Source organism: Microbacterium sp. NPDC006705 (assembly GCF_044903545.1).
In the GTDB taxonomy this organism is placed as follows: Bacteria; Actinomycetota; Actinomycetes; order Actinomycetales; family Microbacteriaceae; genus Microbacterium; species Microbacterium plantarum.
This window is the reverse complement of sequence record NZ_JBJDQQ010000002.1, coordinates 285,418-302,138: the sequence shown is the minus strand read 5'-3', so window position 1 is coordinate 302,138 and position 16,721 is coordinate 285,418. Positions and strand designations below refer to the sequence as shown.

At 70.7% G+C, this 16,721-nt stretch carries 15 protein-coding genes; 13 read left to right on the top strand and 2 right to left on the bottom strand.

What is annotated here, in order from left to right:
• Positions 1-27 precede the first annotated feature (27 nt).
• Positions 28-1,851 carry a beta-L-arabinofuranosidase domain-containing protein gene (locus tag ACI2K6_RS12020; RefSeq protein ID WP_404568717.1) on the top strand — a complete coding sequence of 608 codons (1,824 nt, stop codon included), beginning with the start codon at positions 28-30 and terminating at the stop codon, positions 1,849-1,851.
• 22 nt (positions 1,852-1,873) lie between these two features.
• On the opposite strand, the gene ACI2K6_RS12015 is transcribed toward ACI2K6_RS12020, so the two are convergent.
• A complete protein-coding gene (locus tag ACI2K6_RS12015; protein WP_112617226.1) occupies positions 1,874-2,890 on the bottom strand; it encodes a LacI family DNA-binding transcriptional regulator in 1,017 nt (338 codons plus the stop codon).
• A gap of 91 nt (positions 2,891-2,981) precedes the next feature.
• Between ACI2K6_RS12015 and ACI2K6_RS12010 the strand changes: the two genes are divergently transcribed.
• From ACI2K6_RS12010 to ACI2K6_RS11975, 8 genes are all read left to right on the top strand, one after another.
• Complete coding sequence (locus tag ACI2K6_RS12010; RefSeq protein ID WP_404568716.1) at positions 2,982-4,166, top strand: Gfo/Idh/MocA family protein; 1,185 nt, start codon at positions 2,982-2,984, stop codon at positions 4,164-4,166.
• A complete protein-coding gene (locus ACI2K6_RS12005; protein WP_114588427.1) occupies positions 4,163-4,870 on the top strand; it encodes a ThuA domain-containing protein in 708 nt (235 codons plus the stop codon). Before ACI2K6_RS12010 ends, ACI2K6_RS12005 begins: the two co-directional genes overlap by 4 nt.
• Positions 4,843-5,937 carry a Gfo/Idh/MocA family protein gene (locus ACI2K6_RS12000; protein WP_404568715.1) on the top strand — a complete coding sequence of 365 codons (1,095 nt, stop codon included), beginning with the start codon at positions 4,843-4,845 and terminating at the stop codon, positions 5,935-5,937. The genes ACI2K6_RS12005 and ACI2K6_RS12000 overlap by 28 nt, the downstream gene beginning before the upstream one ends.
• Entirely contained in the window at positions 5,934-7,451 is a 1,518-nt protein-coding gene (locus ACI2K6_RS11995; RefSeq protein WP_404568714.1) for an alpha-N-arabinofuranosidase, read from the top strand. Before ACI2K6_RS12000 ends, ACI2K6_RS11995 begins: the two co-directional genes overlap by 4 nt.
• 135 nt (positions 7,452-7,586) lie before the next feature.
• Positions 7,587-8,507: a tRNA pseudouridine(55) synthase TruB gene (gene truB / locus ACI2K6_RS11990; RefSeq protein ID WP_354450169.1), complete on the top strand. Its 921-nt coding sequence runs from the start codon at positions 7,587-7,589 to the stop codon at positions 8,505-8,507.
• Positions 8,504-8,872: a hypothetical protein gene (locus tag ACI2K6_RS11985; protein ID WP_274178752.1), complete on the top strand. Its 369-nt coding sequence runs from the start codon at positions 8,504-8,506 to the stop codon at positions 8,870-8,872. The genes truB and ACI2K6_RS11985 overlap by 4 nt, the downstream gene beginning before the upstream one ends.
• A 34-nt stretch (positions 8,873-8,906) precedes the next feature.
• Positions 8,907-9,359, top strand: a complete 453-nt coding sequence (locus ACI2K6_RS11980) for a hypothetical protein (RefSeq protein WP_112617219.1) — start codon at positions 8,907-8,909, stop codon at positions 9,357-9,359.
• Complete coding sequence (locus ACI2K6_RS11975) at positions 9,356-10,327, top strand: bifunctional riboflavin kinase/FAD synthetase (RefSeq protein WP_112617565.1); 972 nt, start codon at positions 9,356-9,358, stop codon at positions 10,325-10,327. The genes ACI2K6_RS11980 and ACI2K6_RS11975 overlap by 4 nt, the downstream gene beginning before the upstream one ends.
• 40 nt (positions 10,328-10,367) lie before the next feature.
• Here the strand turns inward: ACI2K6_RS11975 and deoC are convergent, their stop codons facing one another.
• Positions 10,368-11,084 carry a deoxyribose-phosphate aldolase gene (gene deoC, locus ACI2K6_RS11970; RefSeq protein WP_404568713.1) on the bottom strand — a complete coding sequence of 239 codons (717 nt, stop codon included), beginning with the start codon at positions 11,082-11,084 and terminating at the stop codon, positions 10,368-10,370.
• 92 nt (positions 11,085-11,176) lie between these two features.
• Here deoC and ACI2K6_RS11965 point away from each other — a divergent pair, with 92 nt between their 5' ends.
• The 4 genes from ACI2K6_RS11965 to ACI2K6_RS11950 all read left to right on the top strand — a co-directional run bounded on the left by ACI2K6_RS11965 (position 11,177) and on the right by ACI2K6_RS11950 (position 16,691).
• On the top strand, positions 11,177-11,389 hold the full coding sequence (locus tag ACI2K6_RS11965) for a heavy-metal-associated domain-containing protein (protein ID WP_023955083.1): 213 nt from the start codon (positions 11,177-11,179) through the stop codon (positions 11,387-11,389).
• The gene (locus ACI2K6_RS11960) at positions 11,389-13,656 is read left to right on the top strand and encodes a heavy metal translocating P-type ATPase (protein WP_404568712.1); all 2,268 of its coding nucleotides are present in this window, start codon (positions 11,389-11,391) and stop codon (positions 13,654-13,656) included. Before ACI2K6_RS11965 ends, ACI2K6_RS11960 begins: the two co-directional genes overlap by 1 nt.
• A gap of 26 nt (positions 13,657-13,682) precedes the next feature.
• Positions 13,683-14,327, top strand: a complete 645-nt coding sequence (locus ACI2K6_RS11955; protein ID WP_404568711.1) for a hypothetical protein — start codon at positions 13,683-13,685, stop codon at positions 14,325-14,327.
• A 210-nt stretch (positions 14,328-14,537) separates the two neighbouring features.
• Positions 14,538-16,691, top strand: a complete 2,154-nt coding sequence (locus tag ACI2K6_RS11950; protein WP_112617215.1) for a DEAD/DEAH box helicase — start codon at positions 14,538-14,540, stop codon at positions 16,689-16,691.
• Positions 16,692-16,721 lie beyond the last annotated feature (30 nt).

Below are 16,721 nucleotides of genomic sequence, written 5' to 3'. Positions count from 1 at the left end.
CAGCACATCGAAGGAGATGTCACAACCATGACCGCATCCGCCCTTGCGCCCGATGCCTCCCGGCTGCTCCCGGGAACCTATGATCGTCGTCGCCGCACCAATCGCACGTACCTCGTGTCGCTCGACGAGCACGCTCTCGTGCAGAACCACCGCATCGAAGCGGGCATCGGCGATCAGGCCTGGCACCTGAAGCCGTCCGTCACACCGGGCGTCGAGAACGGCTGGGCACGTCATTGGGGCTGGGAGACGCCCGGCGCACTCTTGCGGGGCCATTTCGTGGGGCACTGGATGTCGGCGGCCGCGCGCGAGATCGCCGTCACCGGCGATCCGGTGCTGCGGGGCAAGCTGGCCGTTGTCCTCGACGAGCTCGAAGCGTGCCAGGATGCCGGCGCGGGCTGGGTGTTCGGCATTCCGCAGACGTTCCTGCGCCGGCTCGCCGAGGGGCGCGAGGTGTGGGCGCCGCAGTACAACATCCACAAGACCTTCATGGGTCTGGTGGACGTGTACCGAGACCTCGGCGACGAGCGAGCCCTGCGCATCGCCCACCGCGCTGCGGCGCTGATCGCGGAGTGGGCGCGGGAGTTCGAGCGCGACGAGTTCCAGGCCATCCTCGAGGTCGAGACGGGCGGCATGCTCGAGGTGTGGGCAGACCTCCTCGAGGCCACCGGCGACGACATGTATCGCGAGCTCCTCGACCGATACGACCACCGGTCGCTCTTCGACGGTCTGCTGGCGGGCGAGGACATGCTGACCAACATGCACGCGAACACGACCATCCCGGAGGTGCTCGGTGCCGCGCGGGCCTTCGAGGTCACGGGTGAGGAGCGCTGGCGACGCATCGTCGAGGCGTACTGGGACTGGGCCGTCACACGACGCGGAACCTTCTGCACGGGCGGACAGACCTCGGGTGAGATCTGGACGCCGCCGTTCGCCTTCGCCGCGCGACGGGGCACGAAGACCCAGGAGCACTGCGCCGTCTACAACATGATCCGGCTGGCCGACGTGCTGTTCCGATGGACGGGCGAGGCGTCGTACCTCGACTACATCGAGGCCAACCTCGTCAACGGCATCCTGGCGCAGCAGCATCCCGGCACCGGCATGGTGAGCTACTTCCTGCCGCTGCAGAGCGGAGCGCGCAAGGAGTGGGGATCGCCCACCGAGGACTTCTGGTGCTGCCACGGCACGGTGGTGCAGGCGCACACGCGCCACTCGTCGCTGGCGGTGTACAGCGACGGCGAAGCCGTCACCGTCGCGCAGTACATCCCCGTCCGCGCCGACGTCGCCACGGCAGCAGGCCAGCTGGTCGTCGAGGTCCGCACGATCGACGACGCCCTCTACGTCGGTCCGGACGCGAACGCGGGCCCCGGCGGCCCGGCGCATCGGCCGCACGCTCTTCGGGTCTCGGTGGTGGTCGAGTCGCCGGCGACCGTTCGGGGCCGCGTCCGGACGCGTGTGCCCGCCTGGACCGCGGGTGAGGTGCACGTCCGGTCGGACGTCGCCGTCGTGCGGCGCGGCAGCTTCGTGGAGATCGATCATCCCGGCGGGCGCACCGAGATCGAACTCGGTTTCGGATTCGAGCTGCGGACGGTGCCGATCCCGGATGAGCCCGAGACCGTCGCCTTCGTCGAGGGCGCCGTGGTGCTCGCGGGTCTCGTCGACCGTGAGACGCCGCTCATCGGCGACAGCTCCGACCCGGCGACGCTGCTGGCTGCCGACGACGAGAGGCAGTGGTCGCAGTGGCTCACGCGATACCGCAGTGTCGGCGGCTCGGCCGGCATCCGATTCGTGCCGCTGAACGAGATCGTCGACGAGCGCTACGCCGTGTACTTCCCGGTCGTCGCGCCCGAGTGAGCCCCGTCGGTGGCGGCCTCGGTCAGCGCGGACGGCCGGTCGAGCCGCGGGCCACGAGAACCGTCGGCAGCTCGACCACCTCGTCGGCGAGCTGCGCACCGCCCGCCATCTGAGCCAGGAGCGTGACCGCCGCAGCGGCCATCTCGCGAATGGGCTGACGGATCGTGGTGAGCGGCGGATGCAGCCACCGCGCGCCCCGCACATCGTCGTATCCCACGACGAGAACGTGGCGCCCCACCGCGAGCCCAGCCTCGGCGATCGCCCGGTAGGCGCCCGCGGCCATCTCATCGGAGCAGGCGAAGAGCCCGATGGGGCCCTCGCCGCCGAGGTCATCGAGCGCCGCGGCGCACGCTCGTCGCGCGTCCGCCGCACCCCAGTCCGCCGTCGTCAGGATGCGGGGCGCAGCCGGGGCCGTCTCGTCGAGCGTCGAGAGGAAGCCCTCGATCCGCGCACGGCCGTACCGGTACGACGGAGCCCCGCCGATGACGATGAAGCGCCGCGCGCCCTGCGCCAGCAGGTGCTCCGCCGCCGCCGAGCCGCCCGCGTGATCGGTGTTCCGCACGCTCGGCACGTGCTGGGTGGTCCCCGACGGAGGCTCGAGCAGGACGACGGGGATGCCCGCGCCCTGCACGACCTCCAGCTGGGCCGCGGTGGGCAGGATCAGACCGAGCACGACCCCCGCCGATCCCCGGGAGCGGATGCGGGCCGGCCAGTCATCGCCCGGATCGTCGCGCTCCGCGGTGAGGACGAGGTCGTAGCTCAGGCGCGAGGCCGCCGTGTGCGCCCCGGCGACGACCTCGTCGGTGTAGGGGTCATGGAAGTGCCCGAGAACCAGATCGAAGATGCGGGACGTACCGCCGCGGGGCCGGCCGCGCGGTGTCCCGCTTCGCGTGTACCCGAGCCGTTCCGCCGTCTGCAGCACACGCGTGCGGGTCTCGGGCGACAGCTCGCCGCGGCCGCGGAGCGCCCGTGAGACGGTCGCGACGCTCACGCCCGCGGCCGTGGCGACGTCGGTGAGGCTCGGTCGGGAAGACGGCATGCGCCTATTTTGCGCAAAGCCCGATGTCCGCGTCGAGAGGCTGTGACATCGTGGTCCGCGATCACACGCACCGGTGCGGAGGGAGACGAGGATGTCGAGACGATTGCGCATCGCGATCATCGGGACCGGGTTCATGGGACGGATGCACGCGCACGCCTGGCGCACCGCTCCGCGGTTCTTCGATCTGCCGGTCGAACCGGAGGTGGTCGTGCTCGCGGGCAGCGACGCGCAACGCGCGGCCGACGCCGCATCGCGGTTCGGCATCGCCGAGTCGAGCGACGACTGGCGAAGTGTCATCGCACGCGACGACATCGACGCCGTCGACATCTGCACCCCGGGCGACACCCACGCCGAGATCGCGCTCGCAGCCCTCGACGCCGGCCGTCACGTGCTGTGCGAGAAGCCGCTGGCCAACGACGTCGCCGACGCCGACCGGATGACGGATGCCGCCGCCGCGGCGGCATCGCGCGGGGTCGTCGCGATGTGCGGGTTCAGCTACCGCCGCACGCCCGCCCTCGCTCTGGCGCGACGTCTGATCGAGGAGGGACGCATCGGCCGCATCCGGCACGTGCGCGCCCAGTACCTGCAGGACTGGCTCACCGACCCGGAGGCGCCGTTCACCTGGCGTCTCGATCGCGATCGCGCGGGATCGGGTGCGCTCGGCGACATCGGGGCGCACAGCATCGATGCCGCCCAGTGGCTCACCGGCGCGCGCATCACGAGCGTCTCCGGCACACTCCGCACCTTCGTCGACGAGCGCCCGGTCCTCGACGAGCGCGTCGGGCTCGGCGGCCGAGCCGGTGCCGGAGCCGCAACTGAACGCGTGACCGTCGACGACGCCGCGGCGTTCACCGCATCGTTCTCCGACGGCGCCCTCGGCATCTTCGAGGCGACGCGCATGGCCACGGGGTACCGCAACGCCAACCGCATCGAGATCAGCGGTGACCGCGGGGCCGTCGCCTTCGACTTCTCGCACCTGAACGACCTGCTCTTCGCCGACGCGACGCTCCCTGCCGGTGAGCAGGGGTTCCGCCGCATCGACGCGACCGAGCCCGAGCATCCCTACGCCGGAGCCTGGTGGCCGGCAGGACACGGACTCGGCTACGAGCACTTGTTCACCCACCAGAGCGTCGACTTCGTCCGCGCCGTCGCCGGTGAGATCGAGGTGCACCCGTCGTTCGCCGAGGCCGCGGGCGTGCAGCGCGTCCTCGCGGCGGTCGAGGAGAGCGCGGCATCCGACAGCAGAAGCATCCGAGTGGAAGGGGTCATCTCATGACCGCGAGACAGGCGCTCATCGTCCGAGGCGGCTGGGAGGGGCACAAACCCGTCGAGGCCACCAACCTCTTCGTGCCCTTCCTCGAAGAGAACGGCTTCGAGGTCCGCATCGAAGAGGACAACGAGGTCTACACCGACCGGGAGACGATGGAGCGCACCGACCTGATCGTGCAGTCGGTGACGATGTCGAAGATCTCACGCGAGGCCTTCGCCGGCCTGCGCGACGCGGTCGAGCGCGGAACGGGGCTGGCGGGCTGGCACGGCGGCATCGCCGACTCGTACCGCGACAACTCCGACTACCTGCAGCTCATCGGCGGCCAGTTCGCGACGCATCCCGCGAAGCACCCCGATGCCCGCGTCGGCGACGAGACCGACAACTACCTCTGCTACACCGTCGACCTCACCGACGCAGGTCGCCGCTCGGAGATCATGGCGGGCCTCGAGGACTTCACGCTCCGCACGGAGCAGTACTGGGTGCTCTCCGACGACCTCAACGACGTGCTCGCGACGACGACGCATCCCGTGCAGCCGTACCACCCGTGGCACCGCCCCATCACCTCGCCTGCCGTCTGGACGCGCGAGTGGGGACAGGGCCGCATCTTCGTCGCGACGCCGGGGCACAGCCTCGTCGTGCTGCGCGACGTCAACGTCCGCACCATCATCGAGAGGGGGATGCTGTGGGCGAGCCGCACGGCATCGGTGTAGTCGGCCTCGGGGTCATCTCGGGCCAGTATCTGGAGACGCTGGGCGATCACCCCGCCGTCCGTATCGTTGCGACGGCCGACCTCGACGTCGACCGCGCCCGGTCGGTCGCCGAGCGGTTCCCCGGAGCCCGCGCCCTATCGGTCGCCGAGCTCGTCGCCGACCCGGCGGTGCAGACCGTGGTCAACCTGACGATCCCCGCCGCTCACGGCGAGGTCGCGCGCGCGGCGCTCGCCGCGGGCAAGAACGTCTACGGCGAGAAACCGCTGGCCGCGACCTTCGACGAAGCGCTCGGGGTCATGGCCGGCGCGGCCAGCGCCTGGGTCGGCGGGGCACCCGACACCGTGCTGGGATCCGGTGTGCAGACCGCGCGAGCGGTCGTCGACGCCGGCGAGATCGGCCGACCGGTCGCGGCCGTCGCGACGTGGCTGTCGTCGGGCCACGAGGCCTGGCACCCGCATCCCGACTTCTACTATCGCGAAGGCGGCGGACCGCTCTACGACATGGGGCCGTACTACCTCACGGCACTGTTCCACCTGCTGGGACCCGTCGTCAGCGTGTCGGGTGCTTCGTCGCGATCACGCGACGAGCGCACGATCGGTTCGGGCCCGCGAGCGGGGGAGCGCATCCCCGTCGAGATCGACACGCATGTCACCGGCGTGCTCGAGCACGCCGGCGGCGCGGTCTCGACGGTCACCTTCAGCTTCGACGCCGCCGCAACCCACGCCGCACCGATCGAGGTGCACGGCGAGAGCGCATCGCTGACCCTGCCCGACCCCAACTTCTTCGACGGCGACGTGACCATGCGGCGACCCCGCGCGGAGGAGTGGACGGCGATCGCGCCGCGCGCGGGCTATCGAGGCGCGGGCCGCGGCATCGGGGTCCTCGACTTCGTACGCGGCGGCGCCGGTGCGGGACGTGCGAGCGGTGAGGTCGCCCTGCACATCCTGGAGATCATGAGCGCCCTCACCCGGTCGGCGCGAGAGGGACGCCGCATCACCCTGACCACGACCGCGGAGCGTCCTCCGCTGGTCCCGCTCACCGAGCACGAGCACTGGAGAACCACATGACCTCGTCCGCACGTGCGGTCATCGACCTCGACGTCGTCGGCGATCGCATCAGCCGGCACATCTACGGGCACTTCGCCGAGCACCTCGGGCGCTGCATCTACGACGGCTTCTGGGTCGGCGAGGATTCGGCGATCCCCAACACCCGCGGCATCCGCACCGACGTCGTCGAGGCCCTCCGCGCGCTCGACATCCCGAACCTGCGCTGGCCGGGCGGTTGCTTCGCCGACACGTACCACTGGCGCGATGGCATCGGTCCGCGCGAGCAACGCCCGAAGATCGCCAACACGAACTGGGGCGACGTCGTCGAGAGCAACCACTTCGGAACCCACGAGTTCATGGATCTGTGCGACCTGCTCGGCACCGAGGCGTACGTCAACGGGAACGTCGGTAGCGGCACGGTGCAGGAGATGTCGGAGTGGGTCGAGTATCTCACGCGCGACGACGACAGCCCCATGGCGCGTCTGCGCCGCGAGAACGGTCGCGACGAGCCCTGGCGTGTGCCCTTCTGGGGCATCGGCAACGAGCCGTGGGGATGCGGCGGCAACCTGTCTCCCGAGTTCTACGCGGAAGAAGCGCGGCGCTACGCGACCTATTGCCACGACCACGGCGAGAACAGGTTGACGCTCATCGCCGCCGGCGCCAACGAGGACGACTTCGAGTGGACGCGGGTGCTCGTGAAGACGCTCGTCGAGTCGCACGCCGCGAACCTGTACGACAAGCATCCGTACCAGGCGATCTCGTTCCACTACTACACGCACACCGGATCGGGCATCAATCGCGAAGACGCGACGACCTTCACCGACGAGCAGTTCTACGACACGATGGCCTACGCCCGCGACTTCGAGCGGGTCGTCCGCGGACACGTCGCGGTCATGGACTCGTACGACCCCGAGAACCGGGTGAGCCTCGTCTGCGACGAGTGGGGCACGTGGTGGAACGCCGAAAAGGGCACGAACCCGGGCTTCCTGTTCCAACAGAACACGATCCGCGACGCGCTCGTCGCCGGCATCCATTTCGACATCTTCCACCGGTACGCGCGGCGCATCTCGATGGCGAACATCGCACAGACGGTGAACGTCTTGCAGGCGATGATCCTCACCGACGGTGAGAAGCTCGTTCTCACGCCGACCTACCACGTGTTCGAGATGAACAAGGGGCACCAGGACGCCCGTGCGCTCGCCGCCCACGTGCTCGACGCGCCCGCGACGACGGCGCGCGGGGGAGAGCTGCCGCTGGTGTCGATGTCGGCCTCGACGAAGGAGGGGGCGGCGCTCATCTCGCTCACCCACCTCTCGGCGGACGACGAGTGCGAGGTGCGCATCGGCCTCCGCGGACGTGGCGCCCGCGTCGTGCGTGCCCGGGTGCTGGGAGCAGAGAGCGCGACGACGTACAACGACGCCGACGTGCCCGCTCGTGTCGAGCCGCGGCCCCTCGCGACCGCCCTCGATGGGGGCGAGCTCGTCGTGACGATGCCGCCGCACTCCTTCGCGACCATCGAGCTGGCGCTGGACTGACCGGGGGAGGCGTCGGCGACGCGAGTCGGGCGCAGTTCGGAGGTTGAGGCGCAGACGTAAGCGCGCCCGATGTTGTGAACTGCGCCCGAAGCGCCGCGGACGGGGCCGGCGGGGCATCGCCGTAGGCTGGGAGACATGCCCGAACCCGCGCCCCGCGGCATCCTGCTCGTCGACAAGCCGGGCGGGATGACCAGTCATGACGTCGTCGCCCGAGCCCGTCGAGCCCTCGGCACCCGCAAGATCGGCCACGCCGGCACTCTGGATCCGATGGCGACGGGGCTGCTCGTCCTCGGTGTGGGGCCGGCGACCCGCCTGTTGACCTACATCGTGGGGCTCGACAAGACCTACGAGGCGACGATCCGCCTCGGCGTCTCGACCGATTCCGACGACGCCGACGGCACCGTGACGGAGCACGCGACGAACCAAGCCCTCGCCGCGGTCGACCGCGCCGGCATCGATCGCGGCATCGCGGCGCTCACCGGCGAGATCGATCAGGTGCCGAGCCGGGTGTCGGCGATCAAGGTCGGCGGGAAGCGGGCGTACGACCTCGCTCGCGCGGGCGAAGAGGTCGAGCTGAAGGCGCGTCGCGTCACCGTCTCTCGCTTCGATGTGCGCGACGTCCGCGACGTCGTCCTGAACGATGTCGCGGGCGGATCCCGCGCGATCGACGTCGACGTCATCGTCGACTGCACGAGCGGTACCTACATCCGCGCCTTGGCCCGCGACCTGGGAGCAGATCTCGGCGTCGGCGGGCATCTGACGGCGCTCCGGCGCACCCGCATCGGACCTTTCGAGGTGTCGGATGCCGAGGCCGAGATCGCCCCGGACGCGACGCTGCTGCGCGACGCGGATGTCGCGGCCGCGGTGCTCGGCGCCTTCGAGGTGACCGCCGACGAGGCGCGCGACCTGCGCCACGGCAAGCGTCTCGTCGGAGCGGCGGCGCGCCTGTCGGCGCCGCACCCGGCGGCGATCGACCCCGATGGGCGACTGGTGGGGATCGTCGAGCGTCGCGGCGACGACGTCAAGAGCCTGATGAACATGGCGGAGGACGCATGATCACGGTCTTCACCATCGTTCAGGTGGCGGTGGCGGTCGCCGCCGGTCTGCTCTGTACCGTCCTCGGCCTCGCGAACCGCCGCCCGAGCGACCTCTCGGTCGGGTCGCTCGCCCTCGTCGAGGTGCTTCTCATCACCCAGGTCGTCGTCGCGATCATCGCCCCGCTCGCAGGCAACGCCCCTTCGGGCAGTCTCCTGGAGTTCTGGGTGTATCTCGTCTCGGCCGTCCTGCTGCCGCCTGCCGCTGTGTTCTGGGCGCTCATCGAACGCAGTCGCTGGAGCACCGTCATCCTCGGCGTCGCCGCCCTGTCGGTCGCGATCATGGTGTGGCGGATGCAGGTGATCTGGACGGTTCAGGTCGTCTGAAGCCATCCGCGCGACGCCTATCATTGGTGGGGTCATGGATCATCCCCGCCCTCGAATGACCGGCATCGGCCGCGTCCTCGTGGTCGTGTACGCCGTGATGGCGCTCGCCGCGACGGGACGCTCGTTCGTCCAGATCGTCGAGGACTTCTCCAACGCACCGCTCGCGTACTCACTGTCGGCGGCCGCGGCGCTGGTGTACGTGCTGGCGACCGTCGCGCTGGTGAAGTCGGGCTCGCGCACCTGGTACGCGATCGCGTGGGTCGCGATCTGCTTCGAGCTGGCTGGGGTGCTCGTCGTCGGCACGCTCAGCCTCGTGCTGCCCGACCTGTTCTCGCACGACGCCACCGTCTGGTCGGGCTACGGCTTCGGCTACTTCTGGGTTCCGCTCGCCCTGCCCTTCGTGGGGATCTGGTGGCTCGTGTCGCACCGCAACGGTGCCGGGGAGAGCAGCGAGCGCCCGGCCGTCCTGGAGGGATCGTCATGGTGACCGTGTACCGAGACCCCGCGGAGGTCCCCGCGGACTTCGGCCCGAGCGTCGTGGCCATCGGCAAGTTCGACGGCGTGCACTCCGGACACCGCGCGGTCATCGACCGGGCCCGGGTGGATGCCGCCGCCCGCGGCGCGCGTGTGGTGGCGGTCACCTTCGACCGCAACCCGCTGAGCCTGCTGCGTCCGGAGCTCTGCCCCGAGCCGCTCGTCGCTCTGGATCAGAAGATCGGGCTCCTCGCGGCGGCCGGGGTGGATGCCGTCCTCGTGCTGCGGTTCGACGCCGAGCTCGCCGCGCTCTCAGCGCGTGACTTCGTCGAGAGCATCCTCGTTCGCGCGCTCGGTGCCGTCGGCGTTCTCGTCGGCGACGACTTCCGCTTCGGTCGAGGCGGCGAGGGCGATCCCGAGGTGCTGGCCGCACTCGGGCGCGAGCACGGTTTCGATGTCGACGTCGTCACGGACGTCCGTGCCCGCGACGCCGGCCGGCGCGTCTCGTCGACGTGGGTGCGCGATCTGCTCGCGGCCGGCGATGTCGCCGGTGCCGCCCGCCTGCTCGGCCGCCCTCACGCGGTCGAGGCCGAGGTCGTCCACGGACTCAAGCGCGGCCGAGAGCTCGGCTATCCGACCGCGAACCTCGCCACCGACGCCGCGGGCTTCATCCCGGCCGACGGTGTGTACGCCGGCTGGCTCGTCGACCTCGGGATGCCGGGTGCCGACGGCGCGATGCCGGCGAGTGTCATCCGGTATCCGGCGGCGATCTCGGTGGGCACCAATCCCACGTTCGACGACGTGCCGCAGCGACAGGTCGAGGCGTACGTGCTCGACGAGACGGATCTCGACCTCTACGGTCACCGCGTCGAGGTCCGCTTCACGGCCCGCATCCGCGGGATGGTCGCGTTCGCGGGTATCCCGGCGCTCATCGAGCAGATGGACGACGATGTCGTCCGCGTGCGCGAGGCCCTCGCCTGAGGCCAGCCTCGCGCGCCCGTGCGGGCCGCAGCCCGCGGGATCAGTACGACGACTCGTCGACCGCGCCGGTGGCTGCGCCGCCGGCCTCGAGTCGGCGCGCTTCGCCGAGGATGGTCGCGCTGCCGCTCGTGCCGAGGCGCGTGGCGCCTGCGTCGAGCATCGCGACGGCGTCAGCGAAGCTGCGCACGCCGCCGGAGGCCTTGACCTGCACGGCCTCGCCGACGTTCTCGCGCATGAGGCGGACGTGGGGGACTGTCGCCCCGCCGCCGGCGAAGCCGGTCGAGGTCTTGACGAAGTCGGCGCCGCCGGCCTCGGTCAGGCGGCTGCCGCGGGCGATCTGCTCGTCGTCGAGCAGGCTCGTCTCGAGGATGACCTTGACGATCTTGCCTTCGGCGGCCTCGACCACGGCGCGGATGTCGTCGACCACGACGTCATCGAAGCCCGAGCGCAGCGCGGCGATGTTGACGACCATGTCGAACTCCGAGGCGCCGTCCGCGGCGGCCTGACGGACCTCGGCGACCTTCGCCGCCGTGGACGTCGTGCCGTGGGGGAAGCCGATGACCGTACCGACGGCGACACCGGTGCCCGCGAGACGCGCGACAGCGTGCGGGATGTCGGAGGGGCGTACGCACACCGAGAAGACTCGCCACTCGGCGGCGATGTCGAGCTCGGCGTCGACCTGGTCGCGGGTCAGCTCGGGCTTGAGGATGGCGTGGTCGAGGGTCGCGGCGAGCTCGCGCTCGGAGATCGTGGACATGCTTTCAGCGTACGCCGTCCGGATCTCGAGGCATCGACGGGAATACCCCTGGGGGGTATCCTGTTGTCGTCGCTGAACCACGAAGGAGCATCATGACGACTCAGACCTACACCGTCGAAGGCATGACCTGCGGGCACTGCGCCGCAGCGGTGACCCGCGAGCTCGGGCTCGTCCCGGGCGTCTCCGACGTCGCCGTCGACGTCGACGCCGGCACCGTCGCGGTCACGGCTGTGCAGCCGCCCGACGACGACGTCGTCTCGGCCGCTGTGGCCGAGGCGGGCTACACGGTCACCGGACGCCGCTGATGAGCGCGGACACCGCCGGGCGGGAGAGCAGCCATGCCGTCCTCGACATCGAGGGGATGACGTGCGCGAGCTGTGTCGCCCGGGTCGAGAAGCGGCTGCAGCGCCTGGACGGTGTCCACGCGACGGTGAACCTCGCGACCGAGTCGGCGCGCGTCGAGCATCCCGCCGCCGTCTCGGTCGACGACCTGGTCGAGGCCGTCGGCCAGGCGGGGTATACCGCTCGAGTGCGCTCCTCTCCGGCGCAGCATCCGGCGGAGCATCATGACGCTCCGGGCCACCAGCACGACGTCGAGGACATGCCGGGGCGGACCACTCTGCGCACCCGGCTGATCTGGGGCATCGTGCTCGCCGCGCCCGTCGTGGCGCTCGGCATGGTGCCGGCGTGGCAGTTCCCCGGCTGGCAGTGGGTGTCGCTCGTCCTGACCGCGCCGGTCGTGTTCTGGGCGGGTTGGCCGTTCCACCGCGCCACGTTCGCGAACGCGCGCCACGGCGCGCTGACGATGGACACGCTCGTCACATTGGGCACCTTCGCGGCCTTCGCCTGGAGCCTGTGGGCGGTGCTGTTCGGCTCCGCCGGGCGCATCGGCATCCGTCACGATGTCGTCCTCTTCGGCCCCGTGCACGACCCGACATCGCTCGTCTACTTCGAGGTCGCCGCAGCGGTGACCGTGCTCATCCTGCTCGGTCGCTACATCGAGCAGCGCTCGCGGCGACGTGCGGGCGCCGCGCTGCGCGCCCTGCTCGAGCTCGGGGCGGCGGATGTCGAGCTGCCGGACGGGCGTCGCGTGGGCATCGACGCGCTGCATGCGGGCGACGAGTTCATCGTGCGGCCCGGTGAGAAGGTGGCCACCGACGGCATCGTCGTCGACGGCGCGGCGGCGGTGGACGAGAGCATGCTGACGGGCGAGTCGGTGCCCGTCGACGTCGGCCCCGGTTCCGAGGTCACCGGCGGCACGATCGCCTCCGGCGGACGGTTGCGGGTACGCGCCACCTCGGTCGGCGACGAAACCCGCCTCGCGCATCTGGCGCGGCTGGTCGACGAGGCCCAGTCGGGCAAGAGCCGCGTGCAGCGTCTCGCCGACCGCGTCTCGGCGGTGTTCGTCCCCGTCGTCATCGTCGTGGCAGTGCTGACCCTTCTCGGCTGGATCATCGCCGGCGCACCCGTCGCCGCGGGCTTCACCGCCGCCGTCGCGGTCCTGATCATCGCCTGCCCGTGCGCGCTCGGGCTCGCGACGCCCATCGCCGTCCTCGTCGGCACCGGCCGAGGCGCCGAGCTCGGCATCCTCATCACCGGTCCCGAAGCCCTGGAGGCCGCCGAGCGCATCGACGTCGTGCTCATGGACAAGACCGGCACCCTCACCGAGGGGCGGATGTCCGTCGCCTCGGTCGTCACCGCGGCCGGAGCCGATCGCGACGACGCGTTGCGGGCGGCCGGCGCCGTCGAATCCGCCTCGGAGCACCCGATCGCGCGCGCGATCGTCGCAGCCGCTGGCACCGTGCCGCCGGTGACGGAGTTCACGGGCGTCGCCGGAGGCGGCGTCAGCGGCGTAGTCGAGGGGCGCGAGGTCACCGCGGGGAGCGTCGCCTTCGTCACCCAGCGACTGGGCGAGCTGAGCTCCGAGCTCGATGAAGCCGCGCGCGACGCCGCGGCATCCGGTGCTTCCGTCGTCGCCGTCGGCTGGGACGGGGCGGTCCGTGCGGTCATCGCGGTCTCGGACCGGGTCCGCGACGACGCCCGCGAAGCCGTGGCGCGGCTGCACCGCACCGGGGCCTCGGTGGTCCTGGTCACCGGCGACAACGCCGGCGCCGCGGGGACGGTCGCCCGCGAGCTGGGCATCGACGACGTGGTCGCCGACGTGCGTCCCGAGGGCAAGCTCGAGGAGGTACGCCGCCGCCAGGCCGCGGGGAAGCGCGTCGCGATGGTCGGCGACGGCGTCAACGACGCGGCCGCCCTCGCCGCTGCCGACCTCGGCATCGCGATGGGCGGTGGCACGGATGCCGCCAAGCACGCCAGCGACATCACGCTCACCGCTGGCAGCCCCCGGGCCGTGGCCGAGGCGATCGAACTCAGCCGCCGTACCCTCGGCATCATTCGCGGCAACCTGTTCTGGGCCTTCGCCTACAACGTCGCCGCCGTGCCGCTCGCGGTGGCCGGTCTGCTCAACCCGATGGTCGCCGCGGCCGCCATGGCGTTCTCGAGCGTCTTCGTCGTGCTCAACAGCCTGCGACTGCGATCGGCGTTGCGGCCCGCGCGCCGGAGCGGATAGCCGACCCGGCTCGTTAGGATCAGTTCATGGCCGTCAGACACCGCACAGCTCTCCGCTTCATCCCGGTCGTCACGGCGGTCGCGCTGCTGGCTACGGCATGCGCGACTCCCGCCGGCGGAGCTGCTACACCCGCTCCGTCCGAGTCGGCCGCGACGCCGTCGCTCGCGCCCACTCCGTCGGAGACGCCAAGCCCTGTCGAGACGCGGTCGACAACCGACGAGATCAATCTGCCGTCGTCATGCGACGAGCTCTTCACGGGCGATCTGCGCGCCACGCTCGACGCTGAGATCGCCCCGCTGAACGACCCTGGCGTGACGATGTACTCGACCGAGAACGCCGAGGCCCTGACGGTGCTCGAATCGGGGGTGCCGAGCTTGCGTTGCACGTGGGGAAAGCCCTCCGACCGAGGCATCGCGACCACCGTGGCACTCGTCTCGCCCGCCCAGTCCGAACTCATCGCTGACGCGTTGTCCACCGCGGGCTTCGGCTCAGAGGAAGCTTCGGGAGGCGTTTACTCCCGGACATCGCAGCAGATGCTCTCGATGGACGAAGAAGTCGTCGACTTGGGTGAGACTCACTTCCTTCGCGGGAACGCCTGGGTGTCGACGCGCTGGGTCAACTACAACCCCGATTCCTACACCCCCGGCATCGTCGCTCAGCTCTGGCGCTGAGTAACGCCCCGCATCGCGGGGCGCGCCTGACATGGCATAGAATGGACGACAGGGACATCGTCGGGTTCGACGCCGCAGCTCGCTGAAGCGAGTGCCCGTGGCCGACCGACGCGAACGCCCTTCGCTCGCATGACGCTCCGGTGTCCGTTCGAGCGGCACCTCGTACGTTTCCGTCACGACGGAACTCCGGCACTCAGGCTCAGGAGGAGCATGCCGACCATGGCCACCGCCGCAGCGACCGCCAACCGCCGACGGAGATCTTCGTCCGCCCGACGCGATGATGACGCGCCGCTGATCCCGATCCTGGCGCGCAAGGTGCGCGAGGTCGAGGCCAAGGCCCAGCGCGGAAAGCTCGGACCCACGAACCGCGTCAAATTCCAGGTCATCGCCTTCTTGGTGCGCGAAGAGCGCGCGCGGGTGAAGGCCGACGAGAACGTCTCCACCGCCGCCCGAGCGGAGCTGCTCAAGCGGCTCGACGGCGTCGCCACGATCCTCGCGAAGACGGCCGCGCGCGACACGTCTCTCATCCAGCTGCTCGAGGTCGACCAGGCGACGTCGCCGGTGGCGAAGCGGATGCGGCGCGACTGGCTTCTCGAGTCGGGTGCCGAGCTGCCGGAGGACGAGCTCATCATCACCGATGCCGCTCCCGTTCAGGCGCCCGTCGTGCCCGCGGCTCTCGCCGACCGCCAGGTCACACCGCCGCAGGTGATCGCACGACGCGAGGCGAACCCCTTCCTCGCGCCCGACCTCGAGCTGCACGCGCCGCACGACACCCCGCGTCGGAGACTCGACGGCTGGGAGTTGATGGGGCCGCTCTACAAGGCGTTCGAGTCCGGCGCCGGCGGGGCGGCTGCCTCGATGGACCTGCCTCCCGTGCCGGAGTTCGACCGCCTGTCGCCCAAGGGTCTCGAGATCATGCCGCACCAGTCGCGGTTCCTCGAGTCGGTGCGAGCCGGTCACCGCTCGTTCCTGCTCGCCGACGAGCCGGGTCTCGGAAAGACGGCGCAGTCGGTGCTCGCAGCATCCGTCGCCGGCGCCTATCCGCTGCTGGCCGTCGTGCCGAACGTGGTCAAGATGAACTGGGCGCGCGAGGTCGAGCGCTGGACGCCGCAGCGACGCGCGACCGTGATCTCGGGCGACGGCGATCAGATCGACGCGTTCGCCGACGTCTTCATCGTCAATTACGAGGTGCTCGACCGCCACCTCTCGTGGCTCGGTTCGATCGGCCTGCGCGGCATGGTCGTCGACGAGGCGCACTTCATCAAGAACCTCAGCTCGCAGCGTTCGCAGAACGTGCTCGCCCTCGCGGGCCGCATTCGCGAGCAGGTGCGCGACCCGCTCATGCTGGCCCTCACCGGAACCCCGCTGATCAACGACGTCGAGGACTTCGACGCGATCTGGCGGTTCCTGGGATGGACCAACGGCGAGAAGCCCGGCCCCGTGCTCATGGAGCGTCTGGACGAGACCGGCCTCACGCCCGCTGACAAGGCGTTCTATCCCGCTGCCCGCGACGCCGTCATCTCGATGGGCATCGTGCGCCGCAAGAAGAAGGACGTCGCCGCCGACCTTCCCGACAAGCTCATCGCCGACCTGCCCGTGCAGCTCGACGACGAGTACGGCCGGTCGATCCGCCAGGCCGAGCACGAGCTCGGCGAGCGTCTCGCCGCGCGGTACCGCCGGATCATCGAGGCGCGCGGCGACCGTGTGCTCATCGGCGAGGCCGACTCCGACATCGTGCGCCTCGTCGCGACGCAGGAGCTCGAGGAGTCGAAGGCCGCAGGCACCGGCGCCGAGAACGTCTTCACGATGGTCCGCCGCATCGGCCAGGCCAAGGCCGTGCTCGCCGCCGACTACGCGGCCCAGCTGCAGCGCTCCGTCGGCAAGGTCGTGTTCTTCGCCAAGCACATCGACGTCATGGATGCCGCTGAGGCCCACTTCGCGGCCGCCGGGCTGCGGACCGTGTCGCTGCGCGGCGATCAGAGCGCGACGGCACGCCAGGACGCGATCGACGCGTTCAACAACGATCCCGATGTCGCCATCGCGGTGTGCTCGCTGACGGCTGCCGGCGTCGGCGTGAACATGCAGGCAGCCTCGAACGTCGTCCTCGCCGAGCTGTCGTGGACCGCGGCCGAGCAGACGCAGGCGATCGACCGGGTGCACCGCATCGGTCAGGAGGAGCCCGTCACCGCGTGGCGGATCATCGCCGCTCACACGATCGACACGAAGATCGCCGAGCTCATCGACTCGAAGCAGGGTCTCGCGGCTCGGGCGCTCGATGGTGAGGCCGTCGACCCGACCTCGAGCGACTCGGTGCAGCTGTCGGCTCTCATGCACCTGCTGCGTCAGGCGCTCGGCGCGGACTGAGCCGTCCTCTCCGTTGTTCGTCGGTGGTCG

Excerpts from the sequence above, each read along its gene's own strand:
- ACI2K6_RS12015 (WP_112617226.1), bottom strand. The coding sequence starts at position 2,890 with ATGCCGTCTTCCCGACCGAGCCTCACCGACGTCGCCACGGCCGCGGGC.
- ACI2K6_RS11985 (WP_274178752.1), top strand. The coding sequence starts at position 8,504 with ATGATCACGGTCTTCACCATCGTTCAGGTGGCGGTGGCGGTCGCCGCC.
- deoC (WP_404568713.1), bottom strand. The coding sequence starts at position 11,084 with ATGTCCACGATCTCCGAGCGCGAGCTCGCCGCGACCCTCGACCACGCC.
- ACI2K6_RS11950 (WP_112617215.1), top strand. The coding sequence starts at position 14,538 with ATGCCGACCATGGCCACCGCCGCAGCGACCGCCAACCGCCGACGGAGA.
- ACI2K6_RS12005 (WP_114588427.1), top strand. The coding sequence starts at position 4,163 with ATGACCGCGAGACAGGCGCTCATCGTCCGAGGCGGCTGGGAGGGGCAC.
- ACI2K6_RS12020 (WP_404568717.1), top strand. The coding sequence starts at position 28 with ATGACCGCATCCGCCCTTGCGCCCGATGCCTCCCGGCTGCTCCCGGGA.
- ACI2K6_RS11955 (WP_404568711.1), top strand. The coding sequence starts at position 13,683 with ATGGCCGTCAGACACCGCACAGCTCTCCGCTTCATCCCGGTCGTCACG.
- truB (WP_354450169.1), top strand. The coding sequence starts at position 7,587 with ATGCCCGAACCCGCGCCCCGCGGCATCCTGCTCGTCGACAAGCCGGGC.
- ACI2K6_RS11960 (WP_404568712.1), top strand. The coding sequence starts at position 11,389 with ATGAGCGCGGACACCGCCGGGCGGGAGAGCAGCCATGCCGTCCTCGAC.
- ACI2K6_RS11995 (WP_404568714.1), top strand. The coding sequence starts at position 5,934 with ATGACCTCGTCCGCACGTGCGGTCATCGACCTCGACGTCGTCGGCGAT.
- ACI2K6_RS11965 (WP_023955083.1), top strand. The coding sequence starts at position 11,177 with ATGACGACTCAGACCTACACCGTCGAAGGCATGACCTGCGGGCACTGC.
- ACI2K6_RS11980 (WP_112617219.1), top strand. The coding sequence starts at position 8,907 with ATGGATCATCCCCGCCCTCGAATGACCGGCATCGGCCGCGTCCTCGTG.
- ACI2K6_RS12010 (WP_404568716.1), top strand. The coding sequence starts at position 2,982 with ATGTCGAGACGATTGCGCATCGCGATCATCGGGACCGGGTTCATGGGA.